This window comes from Arthrobacter echini, from assembly GCF_008107445.1.
Classification (GTDB): domain Bacteria; phylum Actinomycetota; class Actinomycetes; order Actinomycetales; family Micrococcaceae; genus Arthrobacter_D; species Arthrobacter_D echini_A.
On record NZ_VSLD01000007.1, the window covers coordinates 24,049 to 41,946 of the forward strand.

The following is a 17,898-nucleotide window of genomic DNA, read 5'->3' on the forward strand; positions in this document are numbered from 1 at the left end:
GGGCGGGGAAAACACTTGTTTACCCGTTGGGAACATGACAGCCTTAAAAGCAGTTGAGACCCGGGGGCCGAGATCGGCCCCTTTACTATGTGGCCCCTCGTGAATGTTTTCACAAGCAGGACGAGCGAGGCCGAAGGAGAATGTGATCATCATGGATTGGCGAAGTCGCGCAGCATGCCTGGACAAGGATCCGGAGCTGTTCTTCCCCGTCGGTAACACCGGACCGGCGTTGCTGCAGATCGAGGAAGCCAAGAGCGTGTGCCGGCGCTGCCAGGTGCAGGAGACCTGTCTCCAGTGGGCCATCGAGTCCGGTCAGGATGCCGGAGTATGGGGTGGGCTGAGCGAGGACGAGCGTCGTGCGCTCAAGCGCCGCGCCGCCAGGGCACGTCGCGCCTCGTAGGCGCCGGGCGCCAGCACGACACAGAGCAGAGCACGGCCGGTCGCAGGACCGGCGCAGTCGAAGGGCCGCCCGCGGGCGGCCCTTCGGCGTTCCTGCCCCACGGTGATGTTCATGCTCCATCACCGTGGGGCAGGTGGTGGAGTCCCGGACTACTGTGAGCCGTCCAGCGGAAGATCGAGCTCGAGCACCACAGTGGTGCCTCCGCCCGTCCGATTGCTCCAGGTGATCGTGCCGTCGAGCTCGCTCGTGACGAGGGTCCTGACGATCTGCAGGCCGAGGCCCTCGGCATGACCCTCCGGCGGGAGGCCGATGCCGTCGTCGCTGATCGTCACCCGCAGGATCTCCTGGCCGTCGGATTTCGTGCGACGATTCGCGATCAGCCATACGGTGCCGACCCGACCGGAGAGCCCGTGCTCCACCGCGTTCGTCACCAGCTCGTTGATGACCAGCGCCAGCGGTGTCGCCAGATCGCTCGGGAGCTCACCGAAGTCACCGCTGCGCTCCGTCCTGACGGTCTGCGTGGGGGACGCGACCTCGGCGCTGAGGAGGAACTGGCGCCCGATCAGCTCATCGAAATCGACGCGCTGGGCGAGACCCTGCGACAGCGTCTCGTGCACCAGCGCGATGGTCGAGACGCGGCGCATGGCCTGGTCGAGTCCCAGCCTGCCCTCCTCGCTGACCATCCTCCGGGACTGCATGCGTAGCAGTGCCGCCACCGTCTGCAGATTGTTCTTCACCCGGTGGTGGATCTCGCGGATCGTGGCGTCCTTCGAGACCAGTTCCAGCTCGCGGCGGCGCAGCTCGGAGACGTCCCGGCACAGGACGATGGCACCGAACCGCTCCTTCTCGTCACGCAGCGGGATCGCCCTGAGGGACAGGCTCACGCCGTGGGACCCGATCTCGGTCCGCCACGGCATCCGCCCGGTCACCACGAGGGGCAGCGTCTCATCGACCAGCCGGCGGTCCTTGAGCAGCGCCGTCGTGATCTCGGCCAGCGTCCGCCCCTCGAGCGTCTCGACGTCGCCCAGCCGGCGGAACGCGGAGACGCCGTTGGGGCTCGCGTACTGGACGATCCCGTCGACGTCGAGCCGGATCAGTCCGTCCCCCACCCGGGGCGCACCACGGCGCGCACCGGTCGGTGTGGCGAAGTCCGGCCACAGCCCGAGCGTCCCCATGCGCAGGAGGTCGTCAGCGCACTGCCGGTACGTCATCTCGAGCCGCGACGGCATCCTCGACGTCGACAGGTCCAGGTGGGTGGTCACGACGGCGAGGGTGCGCCCGTTACGGACCATCGGGACGGCCTCGACCCGCATCGCGGCCGCGGTGGTGGGGCCCGTGTCGGCGGCACGTCCGATCTTCTGGGACGACCACGCGGCGTCGACGAGGGGCTGGAGGTCGGCGCGGATGCGTTCGCCCACGAAGTCCGTGTGGAAGACCGTGTGCGTGGTCGACGGGCGGGCATGCGCGAGGCTGACGTAGCCGCCGTCGTCCAGCGGGAACCACAGGGCCAGGTCCGCGAACGCGAGATCGGCGACCATCTGCCAGTCCCCCACGAGCAGGTGCAGCCACTCGGCGTCGCCGGGCTCGAAGCCGTCGTACTCGCGGATCGGGTCCGTGAAAATAGCCATGGGGTCTCTCTGTCGCCGGGTTCGGCTGGATGCCGGTGCCCAGTCTTCCACCCCGGCCGGACAGGACCGACCGGGGTGTGCGTCGACCGGCGGACGTCGATCAGCAGATGTTGATCAACGAAGGACGATCAGCGGACGATGGAGCGCAGCAGGCGAAGGGCCACCGAGAGGGACGAGATGTCGTCCTGCTCGAGGAGATTGACCTCGGCGAACATGTTCGAGGCCCGCTGCAGCTGGTCCGCGTTCTGCTCCTGCCAGGCGAGCAGCCGCTCCCCCGCATCGCGGTCCTGCAGATCCTGCGACGCCCGCATCACGGCGACGCAGATGTCCGCCGTGGTCGAGTAGAGGTCGTCGCGCAGCGCCGCCCGTGCGAGCGCCTGCCAGCGGTCCGTCCGCGGGAGCTTCGTGATCCGCTGCAGCAGGTTGTCCACCTCGAAGCGGTCGTACACGGCGTAGTACACCTTCGCGATGTTCTCCACAGGCTCGTCGACCCGCCGGGTGCTGTAGGCGATGTCCAGGAGGGCGAAGGACTCGAACTGCTCGGCCCAGTGCCGGCCGAGCTCCTCCGGCAGTTGCCACTGGGACGCCGTCTCCATGCCCTCGCGGGCCCGCTCGTGGTCACTGCCCTGCAGGTACTCCGAGAGGTGCGTGCGGAACGGCGCGATCAGCGGTTTGAAGGCCGCGACGTCCTCGTCCACCGAGGTGCCCTGCGCCACGTGGTTCACGAACCAGCGCACCCCCCGGTCCAGCAGCCGGCGCAGATCCAGGTAGACGGTGGTCCACCGATCGGTGGGGAAGTCCGCCGGCAGGTCGGAGAGCGCCTCGACGGTCTCGTCCAGCGAGTAGATCTCGCGCAGCGCCACGAACGCGCGGGCGACGACGGACTCGGGCACCGAGGTCTCCTCCATCACCCGGAAGGCGAAGGTGATACCGCCGAGGTTGATGATGTCGTTCGCGACGAGGGTCGAGATGATCTCCCGGCGCAGTGGGTGCGTGTCGAGCTGGTCGTCGAAGCGTTCCACGAGCTGCCGTGGGAAGTACCGCCGCAGGGTCCCCCTGAAGTACGGGTCGTCCGCGAGATCCGAGGCGGTCAGCACCCGGCTGAGCTCGATCTTCGCGTACGCGGCCAGGACGGCGAGTTCGGGCGAGGTGAGGCCCTGGCCGGCGTCGATCCGCTTTCTGAGTTCCGCCGTGGTGGGCAGCGCCTCGAGGGTGCGGTCCAGGTCGGCCTTGTCCTCCAGCCAGTTGATCATGCGCTCGTAGCTGGGGCTGAACTCGATCACCTGACGGCGGTCGTTGAGCAGCAGGATGTTCTGGTCGATGTTGTCCTGCAGCACCAGCTCGGCGACCTCGTCGGTCATCGAGTGCAGGAACTCGGCGCGCTCCTCCGGCTGCAGTCGCCCGGCGCGCACCATCCGGTCGACGAAGATCTTGATGTTGACCTCGTAGTCGGAGCAGTCCACGCCGGCGCTGTTGTCGATCGCGTCGGTGTTCAGGATGACGCCGGAAAGTGCCGCCTCGATACGTCCACGCTGGGTCATCCCCAGATTGCCGCCCTCACCCACGACGCGTGCGCGCAGCTCGCCGCCGTCCACGCGGATGGCGTCATTGGCCCGGTCCCCGACCTGCGCGTGGGTCTCGTCCGAGGCCTTCACGTAGGTGCCGATACCCCCGTTGTAGAGCAGGTCCGCGGGGGCGCGGAGGATGGCCTTGAGCAGTTCCGGCGGGCTCAGCTTCGTGACCGAGGCGTCCAGGCCCAGCGCCTCGCGCACCTCGGCGGACACGGGAATCGACTTCGCCTGCCGTGGGTAGACGCCGCCTCCGGCACTGATCAGCTGTGCGTCGTAGTCCTCCCAGCTCGATCGCGGCAGCTCGAAGAGTCGGCGCCGTTCGGCGAAGGATGCCTCGGCATCCTCGGGGTTCGGATCGAGGAAGATGTGACGGTGGTCGAAGGCCGCGAGCAGACGGATGTGCCGGGAGAGCAGCATCCCGTTGCCGAAGACGTCGCCGCTCATGTCGCCTACGCCGACCACCGTGAAGTCCTGCGTCTGCGTGTCGACGTCGAACTCGCTGAAGTGCCGTTTGACGGACTCCCATGCGCCACGCGCCGTGATGCCCATGGCCTTGTGGTCGTAGCCCACCGAGCCACCGGAGGCGAAGGCGTCACCGAGCCAGAACCCGTACTCCGCCGAGAGCTCGTTGGCGATGTCGGAGAAGGATGCCGTCCCCTTGTCCGCTGCGACCACCAGGTAGGAGTCGTCGTCGTCGTGCCGCACCACGAGCGGCGGGGGCAGGATCGACTCGGTGGTGCCGTTGGTGACCACGTTGTCCGTGATGTCCAGCAGGCCTCTGATGAAGGTGCGGTAGCTCGCCTGGCCCTCGGCCATCCACGCCTGCCGGTCGGCGGCGGGATCCGGGAGCTGCTTCGCGAAGAATCCGCCCTTGGCGCCGGTGGGGACGATCACCGCATTCTTCACGGTCTGCGCCTTGACCAGGCCGAGCACCTCCGTGCGGAAGTCCTCCCGGCGGTCCGACCACCGGAGCCCACCACGGGCCACCTTCCCGAAGCGCAGGTGCACGCCCTCGATCTGCGGCGAATACACCCAGATCTCGAACTTGGGGCGCGGGAAGGGTGCCCCCTCGATACGTTCCGTGGCGAACTTGAAGCTGACGTGCCGCTTGTCCTGGAAGTAGTTCGTGCGCAGGGTCGCCTCGATGAGATTGACGAAGATGCGCAGCACCCTGTCGGCGTCGAGCGTAGGTACCTCCTCGAGCCCCTGCTCGAGTCCCGCGCGGGCGGTCGCGCTCGCCGCATCGCGGTCACCGTCGAGATCGGGGTCGAACCGTGCCATGAACAGGGCGACCAGGCCACGGGTGACGACGGGATTCCTCATGAGCGTGTCGGCGACGAAGTCGTAGGAATTGGCATTGCCGAGCTGGCGGATGTACTTGGCGTAGGCGCGGAGGATCAGCACCTGCCGCCAGCCGAGCTCCTCGCTGAGGACGAGGCGGTCCAGCGGGTCGGACTCGCTGTCTCCGACGACCGCTGCCCCGAACGCCTCCTGCAGCAGGGTGGCCGTCCCGAGTGGTGACACGCCGGCAGGGTATTTCAGCCCGAGGTCGTAGAGGAAGAACGAGCGTCCGTCGGACCGCGTCACCTTGAACGGCCGTTCGTCCAGGACCTCGAGCCCGAGATTGTGGAAGTAGGGCAGGATCCGGGTGAGACTCCTGGCCTCGGTGAAGTACAGCTTCAGCCGCGCGTCCTGGGCGTCGTTCGGCGCTGACCCGGAGGGAACGTAGACCTGGAGTGTCGGGGCCCCCGATTCCGCGGCGGCCAGCTCCTCGAAACGGGCGATGTCCTCGAGGGCGTCCTCCACCTCGTAGGCCACCCGGTAACTGGGAGGGAAGGATTCCGCCCAGAGTGCCGCGAGCGGCTCGGCCGTGTCCTGCTCGAATCGCTGCCGGGCCACCTCCTCGATGCCCTCGGACCAGGAGCGCGCCGCATGGACGAGGCGATCCTCGAGCTGCTCGGCGTCGACGGGGGGCAGCTCGGTGCCGCGCGGCAGGCGAATACGGAAGAACAGGCGGGCCAGGGCCGATTCGCTCAGTCGCGCCTCGAAGTCGATGGAGTCGGCGTGGAAGGCTTCGCGCAGCTCGCCCTCGATCCGCAGCCGCACATTGGTGGTGTACCGGTCGCGCGGCAGGTACACGAGGGCCGACATGAAGCGGCCGTAGATGTCGGGGCGCAGGAACAGTCGCGTACGGCGCCGCTCCTGCAACCGGAGGATCCCGAGGGCGGTGGACACGAGATCCGAGACCTCGATCTGGAAGAGCTCGTCACGCGGATAGGTCTCGAGGATGGAGAGCAGATCCTTGCCCGAGTGGGAGTCCGAGGGGAAGCCACAGCGACGCAGCACCTCCAAGACCTTGTCGCAGACCAGGGGAACGTCCAGGACCGAGCCTGTGTAGGCGCTGGTCGCGAACAGTCCGATGAAGCGCCGCTCGCCGTCGACATTGCCCTGCGCGTCGAAGCTCTTGACCCCGATGTAGTCGAGATACGCCGCGCGATGGACCGTCGATCGGGAATTGGCCTTGGTGATGACGAGGGCCTGACGTTCGCGGGCCTTGGCACGGCCGGCCTCGGTGAGGTGCTGCACGGCCCCGCCGCCCCCTCCGTGCCGGAGCAGTCCCAGACCGCTGCCCTCGCGGACGCGCAGGGCGTCGGTTCCGTGCTCGTCCTTCACGAGGTCGTACTCCTTGTACCCGAGGAAGGTGAAGTTGCCGTCCTCGAGCCAGCGGAGGAGATGCCTCGCCTGCTGCAGGTCGGGGATGTCCCCGCCGCCCACGACATCACCCAGCGACGCCTCGATGGTGGTCACCTTGCCGCGCATGGCAGCCCAGTCCTCGACGGCGGCCCGCACGTCCTCCAGCACCCGGTGCAACCCCTCCCGGACTTCCTCCTTCGCTGCGGCATCTGGCAGGCGCGAGATCTCGACCGACATCCAGGACTCGATGTGCGTGGTGCGACTGTCCGATGACGCGTGGACCGGGAGCGCCGCCGTATCGCCGCTCGAGGCTCCCGCCGTCGACGGCACACGCTCCAGCGACTCCAGCGCGTGCGTAGCTCCGCTGCGCCCGGCAACGAACGTGGGGTGCACCACGAGGCGGATCGCCGCGTGCTGGCGCACGAGTTCGGCGGTGACGGAGTCGACCAGGAAGGGCATGTCGTCGGTGACGATCAGGACGACGCTCGATACGCCCTGGTCCAGGATGTCGATGACGGCAGTGCCTGGTTCGCGGGACTCCGCCAGTGTGCGGTGGGCCAGCGCCCGCTCCCGGAGCTCGGCGGGGTCGTAGGCGAGGGCGTCCTCGCGGGCGAGGTGCTCGAAGTAGTTCCTGACGAATTCCTCCCCTGACGTGTCCGAAATTGACTGATCCGTTAGCCGGGATCCAGACGACATGGGGAGAGCCTCCGTTGTGAAAGGAAAGGCCGCTCCGTTGCGACCTCTTATTCGCGAAGCCTAGCGGGGTTGGAGGGAAACTTCACGTTGCGTGTGCTGCGCCGGGACCGCCGTCGCCGCGCGTCCTTCGGTGGCACATCGGCGAGTTCCGCAATGGCGTGGCGCAGCGGTGAGGCGGGCGCCGTCTCGAGCAGTGCGGTACCCGCCAGGAGCGCCTGGTCCGCCGCTGCGTGGTCGATCGGGAGGAAGGCGGCGATGTCCATGGCCGGGCCGAACCGAGCCCACGCCTCCTGCAGCTGGGTCTCGGGAGACCGGCCCACGGCCGCGACCCTGACCTTGTTGAACACGACGCGGGGCGTGCTCGTGGGCACGATCTCCACGAGCTCCGTCAGGGCCTTCACCATGCGCGGTACCCCGATCGCGTCCGCTCCGCCCACGGCGAGGACGACGTCGGCCACTTCCAGGCAGCGCAGCGTGGCACCGTTGCGTCGCGGGGCGAGCGTGTCGAAGCTCAGTTCCTCGTCCGCCTCGAGGCAGAACCCGCAGTCGATGACTGTCACCTCGGCCAGGGAGCGGGCAGCTTCCAGGACGTGGCCCAGCGCCGCCGGACGCACTTCGGGCCAGCGGTCCGCCCGCGTGATGCCCGTCAGGACCCGCAGGCGACCGCCCTTGATGGCGACACTCACGGCGATCCGGTCGAGCGCGGCGGGCGAGAAGCCGCCCTGGTCGGCGATACGGCAGGCCTGGGCGAGCCCCGCCGATTCGTCGAGCAGACCGAGACAGGCACCGACACTCGCCGCGTAGGTGTCGGCGTCCACCAGCAGGGTCGAGGTCCCCGCTGCCGCCAGTTCCGCCGCCATGTTGATCGCCACCGTCGTCCGTCCGGGGCTCCCCACCGGGCCCCAGACCGCGACCACCCGGCCGTCCCCGGGCGGCCCCGCGGTGTCGACGAGCGTTGCCCGGGCCGGTTGCGGCACGTCGAAGGGGTCGGCGAACGCCAACGACCCACGCGGCGGCGGGTCCTCTGCCTCGAACTGCTCGACGGCCCGCGAGACGGCGTCGGCCAGGGCCGCGGGGGCCACACCCTGATCGACGTACACGACCCCCTCCACGGCCTCCGCGCCCGGCGCCGCCGCATGCTCGGACAGGACGACGACCACGACGCCGGAGAAGTGCAGCCGCGTGATGAGCGAGACCGTCAGCTCCGCGGCGCCGGGCGCGAGGATGACCGCGCGGGCGAGTCCGCTCTGGCAGGCGGCGACGAGTTCGGCCAGATCCTCGCATCGACGCACCACCGTGACCGGACCCCGGAGCTGCTCGAGACCCGGCACGAAGGCACTCGCCACGCCCCCGAGCGTGATGACCGGGATGCTCACGAACCCGCACCGAGATTCAGGACGACGGCGATGCGGGCATCGTTGGACAGTGCGTCGAGCAGATCGGGCATCGCCTCGTCGCCGACGAGCACCTGTACGAGGGTGGAGGAGCTCGCCCCGAGGGCCGATTCCCCGACCGTCAGTTCGGCCACCTCCGCCGCCTCGAGCAACAGGCGGGGCTCCTCGTAGCTGTTCGTGTCCGTCCGCAGGGAGACCCACACGTCGACGCGGTCCCCCGTGCTGGTTCCCGAGGGCAGTGGATCCTCGATCGTCAGCCCGACGGGTTTGCGGTCCAGGGCGTCGGAGCGTCCGAGCGAGGCCGAGGGGATCAGCTCCCCCTCGGAGACGATCCTCGTCACCACCGCCCCGTCCGGAATCTGCTCACCAGCCGACAGGTAGGAACCGGCAGCATCTCCGAGGCGTACCGGTACCGGCACGACGTCGTCGGGCGTCAGTGGAGACCCGACCGCCAGGTCCTGGCGCGCCGAGTACACCTCGGTGGTCGTGTTCTGGCTGTCCAGGAGGGCGACGACGCCCGCGGTAGAGGCCAACACCAGCAGGAGGCCGATGAGCAGGCGCGGGTCCTTCCAGGACGGCTTCCTCAGGCGCGGAGCTTCTCCTGTGGGCTGGGCGATCCGTACGTCGGTGCTCACTCTCGTCCCCCATCGGGTCCGTGGCGCCCGCATCCGGCACCCCTGACCGCCATTGTTGTGCACAGCGGCCCCGATGGGAACGGGTCGCTGCCAAATGATGGTGCGGTGTGGATATCCGCCGGAGTGGATGGATGCGGTGGCAGACTTGTGCTGTGATCGAACCAGCAGGAGGGGTGCCGTAGTGGTCGAGCGACGCTTCCTCACCCTCGCCGATGTGGGCGAGGTCCTCAACATCAGCTCGTCGCAGACCTACGCGCTCGTGCGCTCCGGTGAACTGCCGGCCATCCAGGTGGGCGGGCGTGGCCAGTGGCGTGTCGAGACCCGAGTACTCGAGGACTACATCACGCGGGCCTACGAGAAGACCGCCTCCGGACTTCGGAACGACGACGCCGGTTCGCCCCCGGCCTGAAGCACGTCATGGACCCTCGAGGTCACGGACCCCGGCAGGGTCACGGGGCGCGGCCTGAAGGACGTCACGGGGCGCGGCCTGAAGGACGTCACGGGGCGCGACCTGAAGGACGTCACGGGGCGCGGCCTGAAGGACGTCACGGGGCGCGGCCTGAAGGACGTCACGGGCCCTGAGGGAATGCGGCGGACGCTGCCTCGCGGGTACTCGCCCGGACGCTCATTCCGGGGTGGTCGCCGCATCGAGGGTGTCGATGGAGGCGAAGGGCACCGTCAGGAGATCGCGCATTGCCGTCCCCCTCCTGCCGTCCCCCGGACCGGCGAGACCGAGGTCGAGGAAGTCGGCGCCGACGCGATCGATCACGCCTGTGGTGCGTGCTGCCGGTGCTATCAGCCAGATCGACACCTGCGCCCGGTCCCGTGAGAGCGCTCGGAGCGCGGACCCCAGCCCGAGCCTGGCGCCGACGCCCGTGAGCGGCTGGCCCACGCCCCGGCCCAGCCCGCGGACACTGCTCAGCGACTGCAGCGGCACGATGATCGACCGGCCTTCCACGAGAACGGCGATCCACGCCGAACCGACCGTGGTCAGCAGGCCGGTGAGGGACCGGCCACCGCGGGTGGTGACGCCGAGTGGACGATCGAGGTGTCCGGTCAGGCGCTGGACGAGGGTGAGACGGGACTGCTCGACCCGGGTCCGCTCGCGGATCTCGTTTTCCTGCCCCCGGGTGGCGGCCGATTCCAGCTGCGCCTCCAGATCGTCGAACAGGGCATCCCAGCGCATGACCTCACGATAGGCAGGGCTCATCGACCGGTCAATGACTGCCCACAGGAGATTATCTCGCTGGACAAACCTCATCAAACTGCACCAAACTGTTCCAAAAGAGATCCAATCAGGTACTCCAGGTGGCGATCATGACGAAACAGGCAGATGCAGTACAGGCGGGGCTGATCCTGCTCACCGGAGCAGTGCTGCTGGCGGCAGGACGCGCGCTGGACGGTCCGCGGGCATCCTTCGGCGTCGAGGACGCCCTCGCCATCGGTCTCTCCCTCGCAGGGCTCGGGATCATCGGGGTGTGGATCCTGGCACTGCTGCTCGCGCTCGCGTCCGAGGTGGTGCGGCGGCGGGGCCCCTCGCCGGCCTCCTCCTGGGCTGCACGCTGGACCCCTGCGATGATGCAGCGGCTCGCCGTGGCCCTCCTGGGCCTGACCACCCTCACGGTCCCGGCCGTGGCCCACGCAGCCCCGGTCCCGTCCGGTGCTGCCAGCATCGCCCTCCCCGCGCCGGCGGACCACGGGGGCTCACCTGTCGTCCGGCTGCGGCCCTCGGCCCGGACCGTCCCTGCGCCTGCGGCAGCCGCTGCCGTTGCCGCCGAGAGTTCCGGGCCGATTCCGCCCCCGGCGAAGGCAGGCACTCCCGGGGCCCCCGGTTCGCCGTACTGGACTCCGCAGGACCTTCCCTCACCTGCGCCCGTCACGTCGGGAGCACCGGGACCGACGCCCACGCCGGCGACGCCTGCACCGACGCAGACGCCCACCGGTGAAGCTGCCGCGCCTACCGCGGACCGCGGCTGGGAACCTGCGCCGGTACCGACCGACGGAGGACCCTTGGTCCGTGCGGAGACGCGCCCGCAGGCCGGGCCCGCGGAGATCGTGGTTGCACCGGGTGATTCGCTCTGGTCCATCGTGGCCACTCAGCTCGGCCCCCTGGCGACCGCGGCTGATGTGGCCGCGACCTGGCCCGGCTGGTACCAGGCGAACGCGTCGACCATCGGGCCCGATCCCTGCCTCGTGCTCCCCGGCCAGGTCCTGCGGGCTCCGGCCTAGGACCCTCCCCCGGAGAAGCACACCGCACCAGCGTATGCAGACCCCCTGTGGAAAGGAATCGCCATGTCGATCGTCACCCGGCTCCATGAGGACACCGTCGATGAGCTCGCCGAAGCCAGCGGGGCACCACGCCCGGTGCGGGCGCTGCCCAGGGATCCAGCGCCCATCATCGAGCTACGACCCCGTGCGGGCGGCGCGGAGGGCAGTGCGCCACCGGGGGAGAATGCACCACCGGAGGAGGGACCTGTACGGGCGGACGCTGCCCTGCTTCGAACGGAGCACGGTGCGGATCCCGAGGCGTTCCGACGTGTTGCCCGGATCGCCCGGTCCGTGGCCCAGGGGGCGCTCGAGGTCCTCGCGGGTACCCGGCCGCTGCAGCAGCTGGCACGCTGGCTTGATCCCGAGAACTACGAGAGGCTGCAGCTGCGTACCAATCTGGTGCGCTGCATCACGCAGCCGGTTCCTCGGATCGGGGCGGCGCGTACGAGCACACCGCGGCATGTCCTGATCCGGTCCGTCCGGGTCTGCCAGGTCAGCGGTGGGATCTACGAGGCGTCGGTGGTCGCCTTCGACCAGAAGCGGGTCCGCGCCATCGCCCTCAGGATCGAGCAATGGCGCGGGTCGTGGCGGATCACCGCCCTCGAGATCGGCTGAGCTACTTCTTTCTGGTCTTCTTGCTCCGGGTGGGCACCGGCTGGGCCTTGGTCCGCTCCACATGGACCTCGGCCTCGCCCTGGGCGTTGGGCGCAATGAAGTTCAGCGTGGCCGGCTTCGCCGGAGCATCGAGCCCCGGTGCCTTGATCGACGGGGCCTGAACCAGGCTCCGGCCGTCGGTGACACCGGGCAGGCCCGTGGCGACCGGTGCCGACACCTCGATCTCCATGTTGAAGAGGAACCCGATGCTCTCCTCGCGGATCGCCTCCATCATGGCCTGGAAGAGGATGAAGCCCTCGCGCTGGTACTCGACGAGCGGATCTCGCTGCGCCATGGCGCGCAGCCCGATGCCCTCTTTGAGGTAATCCATCTCGTACAGGTGTTCCTGCCACTTCCGGCCGATGACCGAGAGGACCACGCGTCGCTCCAGCTCGCGCATCGCCTGCTCGCCGAGCGCCTCCTCACGGGCCCGGTAGGCAAGTTTGGCGTCGGAGAGGATCTCCGCGTGCAGGAAGTCGCGCGTCAGCCTGGAGGCACCACCGGCTTCCTCGATGACCTCCGCCGACGTGAGGGTGATCGGGTAGAGCGTCTTCAGATTTGTCCACAGCAGCTCGTAGTCCCAGTCGTCCCCGTGGCCCTGCTCCGTGGCCTCGTCCACCATCGCGGTGATGACGTCCTCGAGGAAGAACCCCACCTTCTCCTGCAGGTCCCCACCCTCGAGGATGCGGCGGCGGTCACCGTAGATGGCCTCACGCTGCCGGTTCAGGACGTCGTCGTACTTGAGGACGTTCTTGCGCTGCTCCGCGTTGCGGCCCTCCACCTGGCCCTGCGCGTTCTCGATGGCCTTGGACACGAGCTTCGACTCGAGCGCGACGTCGTCGGGCATCGTGGAGCTGTTCATGATCCGTTCCGCGCCACCGGAATTGAAGAGCCGCATGAGGTCGTCGGTGAGCGAGAGATAGAACCGGGAGCGACCGGGATCACCCTGGCGGCCCGACCGGCCGCGCAGCTGATTGTCGATGCGGCGCGATTCGTGCCGCTCGGTCCCGAGCACGTACAGTCCGCCGAGCTCGCGGACCTCCAGCTGTTCGGCCTTGACCGCTTCCTTGGCGGCCTCGAGCGCCCCGGGCCATCTCGCCTCGTAGGCCTCGGCGTCGTCGGCCGGGTCCAGTCCCAGCTTCTCGAGGGCGGCGACGGCGTTGAACTCCGCGTTGCCGCCGAGCATGATGTCGGTACCGCGCCCGGCCATGTTGGTGGCGACGGTGATGGCGCCCTTGCGGCCGGCCTGGGCGATGATGGCGGCCTCACGCGCGTTGTTCTTCGCGTTGAGCACCTCGTGCCGCACCCCGGCGCCGGCCAGCTGCTTCGAGAGGTACTCGCTCTTCTCCACGCTGGTGGTACCGACCAGAACCGGCTGGCCGGTCTTGTTGCGCTCGAGGATGTCCTTCACGACCGCCTCGAACTTGGCGACCTCGTTCTTGTAGATCAGATCCGAGAGGTCCTGGCGGATCAGTTCCCGGTTGGTGGGGATGGGGACGACGCCGATCTTGTACGTGGACATGAACTCGGCCGCCTCGGTCTCGGCGGTACCCGTCATGCCGGAGAGCGTGTCGTACAGGCGGAAGTAGTTCTGCAGCGTGATCGTGGCGAGGGTCTGGTTCTCGGCCTTGATGTCCACCCCCTCCTTCGCCTCGATGGCCTGGTGCATTCCCTCGTTGTACCGCCGGCCGGAGAGGATCCGGCCGGTGTGCTCGTCGACGATCATGACTTCCCCGTTGAGCACGACGTAGTCCTTGTCGGCCTTGAAGAGTTCCTTGGCCTTGATCGCGTTGTTGAGGAACCCGATGAGCGGAGTGTTCGCCGACTCGTAGAGATTGTGGATGCCGAGGTAGTCCTCGACCTTCTCGATCCCGTCCTCGAGCACACCCACGGTGCGCTTCTTCTCGTCCACCTCGTAGTCGACGTCGACGGAGAGCTTCTGCACCACCTTGGCGAACTCGTTGTACCAGCGGTTCACGTCGCCCGAGGCCTGCCCGCTGATGATCAGGGGTGTCCTCGCCTCGTCGATGAGGATGGAGTCCACCTCGTCGACGATCGCGAAGTTGTGGCCGCGCTGGACCAGCTCGGTGGAGCTCCACGCCATGTTGTCGCGCAGGTAGTCGAACCCGAACTCGTTGTTCGTCCCGTAGGTGACGTCGGCGGCGTACTGCTCCCGGCGGGTGGCGGGGTCCTGCTTCGACAGGATGCAGCCGCTCGTGAGGCCGAGGAAGCGGAAGACACGCCCCATGAGATCCGACTGGTACTCGGCCAGGTAGTCGTTGACGGTGATCACATGGACGCCCTTGCCGCTGAGGGCATTCAGGTAGGCGGGAGCCGTCGCCACGAGGGTCTTGCCCTCACCGGTCTTCATCTCCGCGATGTTGCCCAGGTGCAGGGCGGCGCCGCCCATGAGCTGGACGTCGAAGTGGCGCAGTCCCAGGGTCCGGCTCGAGGCCTCCCGCACGGCCGCGAACGCCTCGGGGAGCAGCTCCTCCAGCGATGCGCCGTCGGCCAGCCGCTTCCTGAGCCGATCGGTCTCCCCGCGGAGATCGGCGTCGGTCATGTCCCGGAATTCGTCCTCGAGGACATTGATGGCGTCAGCGTAGTTCCGGAGTCTCTTCAGTGTCTTCTTATCGCCGGTCCGAAGTACTCGTTCAAGAAGTGATGGCACTGGTCTCTGCTCCCAATCTGATGCTGCCCAAGATGGCGTGTCTAGTGTACTTCGACGACCGGATCCCCGCGTCGGTTCCCTGCCGGTCCGCGCTGACGAGGATCCCCTACCGACTCAGGCTAGTCTGCCCGCCTCCACGGCAAGCACGCGTGCCAGGTTCCCGCGGTCCTCGACGACGACATCGTCCAGTCCCAGCCAGCGTGCCAGGAGGCGCAGCTCGTCCGCGAGCTCCGCTGCGGTACCGGGCGGCGCTCCGGGCTCCGCATGGGTGCCACGCACGAGCAATCGTCCCGAGGCCCTGTCCGCCTTGAGATCGACGCGGGCGACGATCGCGTCGCCGAGGAGGAAGGGCAGCACGTAGTACCCGTGGACCCGGCGAGCGGCCGGTGTGTAGATCTCGATGCGGTAGTGCACGCCGAACAGGCGGTGCAGGCGGTCGCGATCGAAGACGAGGGAGTCGAACGGACTCAGCAGCGCCCGTCCCCCTGCCCGCCGCGGGCGGACGGCTGCGGGATGCAGGTACCACCGCTCCGGGCCCCGGTCCACGGTGACCGCCTCCAGGGCTCCCGCTGACACGAGGTCGTCGAGAGCCTCACGCGTCGGCCGGACGGGTGTCCGGAAGTAGTCGGCGATCGATCGGGCGGAGGCCACCCCGAGGGCCCCGGCTGCGCGTTCGGCCAGAACGGCCAGGGCCGCGGGCCGCTCGATCTGCAGCGTGGCCAGGGCGGGGTCGGGGAGGACACGGCTGATGGGTGCATAGCGGCGCTCGAACTGTGCGGTGCGGCCTGCGGAACCGAGGATGCCGCGGCCGAAGAGATCCTCGAGCACGCGTTTCGCTGCGGTCCATCGCCAGCCCCACCCGTCGGCGGGCCGCGTGCGGTCGGCGCCGAGACGCCGCTGGATCGCCGAACCGGTCAGCGGGCCGCTGCGGTCGAGGAGTTCGAGGATGGTGGTCTCGAGCATGCCGCGCTGGGCCTCCGGCATACTGCCGGCCCCCATCCAGGTGCGGCGCTGCCAGGCGCGCAGGTGCGGGAAGAGCTCGGGCGGGACGAGGCTGGCCTCGTGGGCCCAGTACTCGACGAGTCGCCTCGGAGCCCGCGCCGACAGCGCATCCAGGAGGGCCGGCTCGTAGGGTCCGAGGCGCGAGAACAGCGGCAGGTAGTGCGAGCGCGTCAGGACGTTGACGCTGTCGAGCTGCAGGACCTGGAGGCGCCGGACCACGGTGTCGATCCTCCGGCGGGTCGGCTCGGCCTCCGGTCGCGGCCGGTGCAGCCCCTGGGCGGCGAGGAGGATACGCCGGGCATGGGCCGTGGTCAGATCGGGCATGGACTCCTGTGCGGGCTGCTGCACGGACGTGCCCCCGCTCTCGGCGCGGGGGCACGTCCGTGGCTGGTTGCTGACCGGGCACCTCGTGCGCCGGGGACGGTCAGGCCGACGCCGCTTCCTCGGCGCGGTAGGCGAGGAGCTGCTCGCGCGACGGCGCGGTCCCGTCCAGTCCCTCGGAGTCGAGCGAGATCACACCGTAGGTCCACCCCTGCCGCCGATAGACCACCGAGGAGGCTCCCGTGGCGGAATCGACGAAGAGGTAGAAGTCGTGGCCCACCAGTTCCATGTTGTCGACGGCATCGTCGAGCGTCATCGGCGTGCCGGAGAAGACCTTCCGGCGGATGAGGACCGGCGAATCACCGGCGGGTACGTCGTCCGGCGAGGCGTAGGGGTCGCCGTCCTGTTGCGACGCGGGCTGGTCCGATTGCGCGGCCCCCGGGGAGTCCTGGTAGATGGGCTGGGCGGGATCCGCGGGTTCGAGTCCGGCGGTCGCCGTCCGTACGGCGACGGGCGTGTGGCGTCCGTGATGGACCTTCCGGCGGTCGCGGGCCCGGCGCAGTCGCTCGAGCAGCTTCGCGTAGGCGAGATCGAAGGCGGCGAACTTGTCCGAGGCCGAGGCTTCCGCACGGACCACCGGTCCCCTGCAGATCACCGTCAGTTCGACGGTCAGTGAGGTGTCCGCCAGGCGTGCGTTGGGTTCCTTGGTGATCTTCGCGTCGACCCGCTGTACCTTGTCGCCGAGCTGCTCGATCTTGTCGATCTTCTCGGTCGCGTACTCACGGAACCGGTCCGATACCGCAAGGTTCCGGCCATTGATCTCAAACTCCATGGTGCCCTCCACATCGTCAAGGTGACACAACGGCGGCCGCGCGCTGTGCAGAGCCGCCGCCGAGGGGTACGTTCCGTCACTGAGTTGTACCCATGCCTCACGGTAGTTCACGCCGATGCTTTATTCACCCATCACCGGGGAGATGTCTGATCGGTATGTCCCGGGGTTCCGCACCGAGGCTACGGCCGGTCTCCCCCGCGGGCGGGGCCGTGGCCGCGATCACGACGGCACCCAGCACCGTGGCGCCGCAGGACACCAGGACACGGTGCACTTCCCCGATGGTCGCTCCGGTGGTCAGGACGTCGTCCACGATGACGCACTCGCGTCCGGACAGCGTGTGCCGGGCCCGTGCTGCGATCCTCATGGAACCGAGCACCTGGGACCTGCGACGACGCCGGCCCAGCCCTTTCTGGCCGCCGGCACCCGGAAGGACCGCCGCGCGGAGCTCCCGGGCGGACGGCATGCCGTGCCGCCGGGCGAGTCGTGCCACGAGCGCCGCCCAGGGGCGATGCCGGACGACGGGTCCGAGCACCGTGTCCACGGGCAGTGAGGCACTGCGCTGCAGGCGCACCAGGAGCAGCATCACGGGGTCGTACCCGCGGCGCCGCCGTGACGAGGCCCGCGTCGGCACGGGGACGAGGAGGACTCCCCTGCCCGCCGCGTCCCCCGATCGGCCGGTAGCTCCGGGGACCGCGGCGTGCAGCGCGCCGGCGAGTGCCGCCGCGACGGCTGCGGCGAGATCCACGTGGCCGTGGTTCTTGTAGGCGAGCAGTACACGGGCGACCACCGGTCCGTAGCGACCCGCCGCAACGACCGGCAGGGGTCCGAAGCCGTGGTCCGCCGGATGCACCTGGTCCGGCTGCAGCCGGACGTCGGGCAGGGACTCGGCTCCTGCCTCCGCGCGGAACGGCCGTGCTGTGGCCCTCCTGAACCGCGTGAGGCACCCGCGGCAGAGGGAGGAGTCCCATGCCCCGCACTGCACGCACGAGGCGGGCAGCACGAGGGTCCCGAAGCCGCGGAGCGCACCCGCGAACCGCTGGTACGGACGCCCGAAGTACACGGCGTCGAGGCGGTGGAACAGGGCCCGGGTACTGGAATCCACGGCTCCAGCAGAGCACGGACGCGCTCCGGC

At 69.1% G+C, this 17,898-nt stretch carries 13 protein-coding genes; 4 read left to right on the plus strand and 9 right to left on the minus strand.

What is annotated here, in order from left to right; genetic code table 11:
- Positions 1-151 precede the first annotated feature (151 nt).
- Positions 152-400, plus strand: a complete 249-nt coding sequence (locus FQ377_RS12390) for a WhiB family transcriptional regulator (protein ID WP_148601585.1) — start codon at positions 152-154, stop codon at positions 398-400.
- Positions 401-549: 149 nt separating this feature from the next.
- On the opposite strand, the gene FQ377_RS12395 is transcribed toward FQ377_RS12390, so the two are convergent.
- From FQ377_RS12395 to FQ377_RS12410, 4 genes are all read right to left on the minus strand, one after another.
- Positions 550-2,028, minus strand: a complete 1,479-nt coding sequence (locus FQ377_RS12395) for a sensor histidine kinase (RefSeq protein ID WP_148601586.1) — start codon at positions 2,026-2,028, stop codon at positions 550-552.
- A 128-nt stretch (positions 2,029-2,156) separates the two neighbouring features.
- Positions 2,157-6,989, minus strand: a complete 4,833-nt coding sequence (locus FQ377_RS12400) for an NAD-glutamate dehydrogenase (RefSeq protein ID WP_148601587.1) — start codon at positions 6,987-6,989, stop codon at positions 2,157-2,159.
- A 47-nt stretch (positions 6,990-7,036) separates the two neighbouring features.
- On the minus strand, positions 7,037-8,365 hold the full coding sequence (locus tag FQ377_RS12405) for a CpaE/TadZ family protein (RefSeq protein ID WP_148601588.1): 1,329 nt from the start codon (positions 8,363-8,365) through the stop codon (positions 7,037-7,039).
- Positions 8,362-9,018, minus strand: a complete 657-nt coding sequence (locus tag FQ377_RS12410) for an SAF domain-containing protein (protein ID WP_262364444.1) — start codon at positions 9,016-9,018, stop codon at positions 8,362-8,364. The genes FQ377_RS12405 and FQ377_RS12410 overlap by 4 nt, the downstream gene beginning before the upstream one ends.
- A gap of 181 nt (positions 9,019-9,199) precedes the next feature.
- Between FQ377_RS12410 and FQ377_RS12415 the strand changes: the two genes are divergently transcribed.
- A complete protein-coding gene (locus FQ377_RS12415) occupies positions 9,200-9,427 on the plus strand; it encodes a helix-turn-helix domain-containing protein (protein WP_262364445.1) in 228 nt (75 codons plus the stop codon).
- A gap of 216 nt (positions 9,428-9,643) precedes the next feature.
- On the opposite strand, the gene FQ377_RS12420 is transcribed toward FQ377_RS12415, so the two are convergent.
- Positions 9,644-10,228 (minus strand): hypothetical protein, encoded by a 585-nt coding sequence (locus FQ377_RS12420; RefSeq protein ID WP_148601590.1) that lies wholly within the window; start codon positions 10,226-10,228, stop codon positions 9,644-9,646.
- 107 nt (positions 10,229-10,335) lie between these two features.
- Here FQ377_RS12420 and FQ377_RS12425 point away from each other — a divergent pair, with 107 nt between their 5' ends.
- Together FQ377_RS12425 and FQ377_RS15010 are read left to right on the plus strand one after the other, a co-directional pair.
- The gene (locus FQ377_RS12425; RefSeq protein ID WP_148601591.1) at positions 10,336-11,247 is read left to right on the plus strand and encodes a LysM peptidoglycan-binding domain-containing protein; all 912 of its coding nucleotides are present in this window, start codon (positions 10,336-10,338) and stop codon (positions 11,245-11,247) included.
- A 63-nt stretch (positions 11,248-11,310) separates the two neighbouring features.
- Positions 11,311-11,901, plus strand: coding sequence for an Rv3235 family protein (locus FQ377_RS15010; RefSeq protein ID WP_222861876.1), 591 nt, complete (start codon positions 11,311-11,313; stop codon positions 11,899-11,901).
- Position 11,902: 1 nt separating this feature from the next.
- On the opposite strand, the gene secA is transcribed toward FQ377_RS15010, so the two are convergent.
- The 4 genes from secA to FQ377_RS12450 form a co-directional block, all read right to left on the minus strand.
- Positions 11,903-14,611: a preprotein translocase subunit SecA gene (secA, locus tag FQ377_RS12435; protein WP_148601592.1), complete on the minus strand. Its 2,709-nt coding sequence runs from the start codon at positions 14,609-14,611 to the stop codon at positions 11,903-11,905.
- 114 nt (positions 14,612-14,725) lie between these two features.
- Positions 14,726-15,937, minus strand: a complete 1,212-nt coding sequence (locus FQ377_RS12440) for a winged helix-turn-helix domain-containing protein (RefSeq protein WP_148601593.1) — start codon at positions 15,935-15,937, stop codon at positions 14,726-14,728.
- Between the two features lie 100 nt (positions 15,938-16,037).
- Positions 16,038-16,766: a ribosome hibernation-promoting factor, HPF/YfiA family gene (gene hpf, locus FQ377_RS12445; RefSeq protein WP_148601594.1), complete on the minus strand. Its 729-nt coding sequence runs from the start codon at positions 16,764-16,766 to the stop codon at positions 16,038-16,040.
- A 124-nt stretch (positions 16,767-16,890) separates the two neighbouring features.
- Positions 16,891-17,868: a ComF family protein gene (locus FQ377_RS12450; RefSeq protein WP_262364446.1), complete on the minus strand. Its 978-nt coding sequence runs from the start codon at positions 17,866-17,868 to the stop codon at positions 16,891-16,893.
- Positions 17,869-17,898 lie beyond the last annotated feature (30 nt).

What these genes read in the sequence shown, in the direction of transcription:
- FQ377_RS12425 (WP_148601591.1), top strand. Translation starts at nt 10,336, where the DNA reads ATGACGAAACAGGCAGATGCAGTACAGGCGGGGCTGATCCTGCTCACC.
- FQ377_RS12390 (WP_148601585.1), top strand. Translation starts at nt 152, where the DNA reads ATGGATTGGCGAAGTCGCGCAGCATGCCTGGACAAGGATCCGGAGCTG.
- FQ377_RS12440 (WP_148601593.1), bottom strand. Translation starts at nt 15,937, where the DNA reads ATGCCCGATCTGACCACGGCCCATGCCCGGCGTATCCTCCTCGCCGCC.
- hpf (WP_148601594.1), bottom strand. Translation starts at nt 16,766, where the DNA reads ATGGAGTTTGAGATCAATGGCCGGAACCTTGCGGTATCGGACCGGTTC.
- FQ377_RS12400 (WP_148601587.1), bottom strand. Translation starts at nt 6,989, where the DNA reads ATGTCGTCTGGATCCCGGCTAACGGATCAGTCAATTTCGGACACGTCA.
- FQ377_RS15010 (WP_222861876.1), top strand. Translation starts at nt 11,311, where the DNA reads ATGTCGATCGTCACCCGGCTCCATGAGGACACCGTCGATGAGCTCGCC.
- FQ377_RS12395 (WP_148601586.1), bottom strand. Translation starts at nt 2,028, where the DNA reads ATGGCTATTTTCACGGACCCGATCCGCGAGTACGACGGCTTCGAGCCC.
- FQ377_RS12420 (WP_148601590.1), bottom strand. Translation starts at nt 10,228, where the DNA reads ATGAGCCCTGCCTATCGTGAGGTCATGCGCTGGGATGCCCTGTTCGAC.